3 protein-coding genes are annotated in these 2,826 nt (G+C 37.9%); all 3 read right to left on the bottom strand.

From position 1 onward, the window contains the following. On the bottom strand, positions 1-726 hold a 726-nt coding region (galE, locus tag AC3AX0_RS10830; protein WP_487550302.1), incomplete at its 3' end, for a UDP-glucose 4-epimerase GalE. Positions 727-845: 119 nt separating this feature from the next. Next, positions 846-1,886: a DUF697 domain-containing protein gene (locus tag AC3AX0_RS10825; RefSeq protein ID WP_487550301.1), complete on the bottom strand. Its 1,041-nt coding sequence runs from the start codon at positions 1,884-1,886 to the stop codon at positions 846-848. 349 nt (positions 1,887-2,235) lie between these two features. Next, the coding region (locus AC3AX0_RS10820; protein ID WP_487550300.1) for an electron transfer flavoprotein subunit alpha/FixB family protein at positions 2,236-2,826 on the bottom strand (591 nt) is incomplete at its 5' end.

The raw sequence follows: 2,826 nt of genomic DNA, 5'->3' as shown, positions 1-2,826 counted from the left end.
GATATGTCCTTTTGCAAGGTCAACTACATGAATATAGTCTCTTATTCCTGTTCCGTCCTTTGTTTTATAGTCGTTTCCGAATACACTAAGCTGCTTTCTCTTTCCTACTGCAACCTGCGTTATATATGGCATGAGATTGTTTGGTATACCATTGGGGTCTTCACCTATTCTACCACTTTCATGAGCTCCTATTGGATTGAAATACCTCAAAAGAGATATGCTCCATTTATTGTCAGAATTGTATAGATCTCTCAGTATCATTTCTATCATCATCTTTGTTGTACCGTATGGATTAGTAGTACTAAGGGACATTCCTTCGGTCAAAGGAGACTTATTTAGCCCGTAAACAGTAGCCGATGAGCTGAATACTATTTTCTTAACTCCATGCTTTTTCATAACTTCGCAAAGTACAAGTGTCCCTGTAAGATTGTTGTAGTAATATTTAAGCGGCAGTTCAACGGATTCTCCTACTGCCTTGTATCCTGCGAAGTGTACCACTGCTTCAATATTGTTTTCTTTAAATATTGAATCCATTATATTTTCATCCAGTATATCTGCTTCATAAAACTTCAAGTCTTTTCCAGTTATTTGCCTTATCCTGTTAAGAACCTCCGGCTTGCTGTTGCTGAAATTATCTACAACTACAACCTCGTATCCGTCATTCAACAACTCTACAACCGTATGGCTTCCAATATACCCTGCTCCACCTGTAATCAATATTCCCATGTTGTTTCTCCTGTCATCTATTATCGTTTATTAATTTTAATTTTTTATTGCGTTACCCTGACCATTGTACATCAAACCTGTATTTCTATCAAGATAAAGCGACTATGTCGCCTTTACCTCTATTCATCTTCTTTGTTGTCCCTTTTGAAAATTTCCTTTACAAAATTGCCGGTCCTACCGGCTCCTGTCTTTATTCCATCTATGGTCTTGTCCGCCCCTGTCTTTATCCCATCAATGGTCTTGTCTATGGTTGCTCTCTTTGACGCCTTTACAAAAGACTTAACAATGTTTACAGAATTCACCTGAACCACTGAACCTAAAAGCTTGCAGGCTTCAAGTGTTGCAGATCTTCTTATTAACCTTTTGTCCTCTTTTTCAAGCCTTGTCATATACTTCTTCGCAATAACTCCTACCCTCAATGCAAGAAGTGCATTGGCAGAGCCTTCAATTACTGAGCTCACTATGAGGTTTGAAACAGCTGCCGCTCCGGGCACAAGAGTTCCGATGGTTCCACCTATGAGGGAATTCACTACAGGTTGAAGCTGCTCGTCAAGTATTGCAAGGTCCTCTATTTCCCTTGCCATGAGTACAGTTACCGCTACATTTATATATAACTGGAATATATCCTTGATATTCGGTCTTTGATTATATATATGGCTTACCTTCCAGACCATTCTCGACAGGCTGGTCATTACAAATAGACCATCAAGTACACCATTTTGAGATACTGCAGTGGTTATGAAAACAGTAGACGCCGTTTCCTTTATTATTTTTTCCGCTTCACAGTCAAGCACAGAGTATGCTGAAATAATCTGTTCCCTTACTTCTTTTTCTTCTTCAAATTCATAGTTCATATCCTTAAGCATTGGATTCTTCACAAGCCTCTTTTTAATTGTAGTCAAATACTTCCCGTAGGCAACCTCGTCTTCCATCTCCGGTATTTCCAGAGGTTTTCTAAGCTTCATAAATCCTATTAAAGGCATTGTAAATATTCCAAAGAAGAATAGGGCCAAAATTCCTGTGACTATCCTTCCAAGGTTTATGTTTACCGCTGAGGTGACTATAAAAACACTATGTAATTGGTTTATTATTATTACTGCCAGAAGAACAATGAAGCCTGTTCCTAACCATGCAGCTGTTCTTTTAATTGTTTTTTCCATAATATCAATCCTTTCCTTGTATATATTTATTATATAACCATTACAATTTAAAAGAAAGCCTATTATGGATTTTCAAGCCTTCATAGAGCTAAAAAAAATAGACCCTAAATCCAGGGTCTATCATATTTCATATTTCAATTATTTGATAATATATATATATCGTCCGATCATATAGTAATTATGCGTCTGTCTAATTCCACATACCTAGAAAGCAGCTACGCTGTGTCAACGACACAAGTCGTTGTTCGAACGCGTGGAAAGTTATCATTTAACGAATATCACAATGCTTAAATGTGATATTCATATTTAAACTTTCCTAAGCTGCAATAATATCGTCTCTTGATTGTTACTATTTGTTCATTGCCTTAAGCTGTGCTGTAAACTCAGGAACAAGCTTGTTTAAATCTCCAACAAGACTTAAATTAGCTACTCCATGTATCGGAGCATCTGCATCCTTGTTTATAGCAATTACATAGTCACTGTCCTGCATTCCTGCCAAATGCTGGATAGCTCCTGAAATACCACATGCCACATAAACCAAAGGTCTTACAGTTTTTCCAGTCTGTCCAACTTGAAGTGCATGATCCAACCAACCGTTGTCAATTGAAGCTCTTGAACCTGCAACAGTTCCGCCTAATGCGTGAGCCAATTCTTCCAACTGCTTGAAGTTTTCTGCGCTCCCAACACCTCTACCACCTGAAACTATAAACTCAGCTTCAGTAAGGTCCACTGTGTCTTTAAGCTCTTTTACTACTTCAATTACTTTTATTCTATCAACAGTATCAGAGAATGTTGTAGTTCTTTTGTCTATTTTTGATGCATCAACTCTTGACTCATCCTTTGCAATCATGTCGAAAACTCCAGGTCTCACTGTTGCCATCTGAGGTCTGTGTTCTGTACACATGATTGTAGCCATAATGTTTCCACCAAAAGCAGGTCT

It is taken from the genome of Dethiosulfatibacter sp. (genome assembly GCF_983023055.1).
The sequence above is the reverse complement of the archived record's forward strand: the minus strand, read 5'-3'. Positions and strand labels throughout refer to the sequence as shown.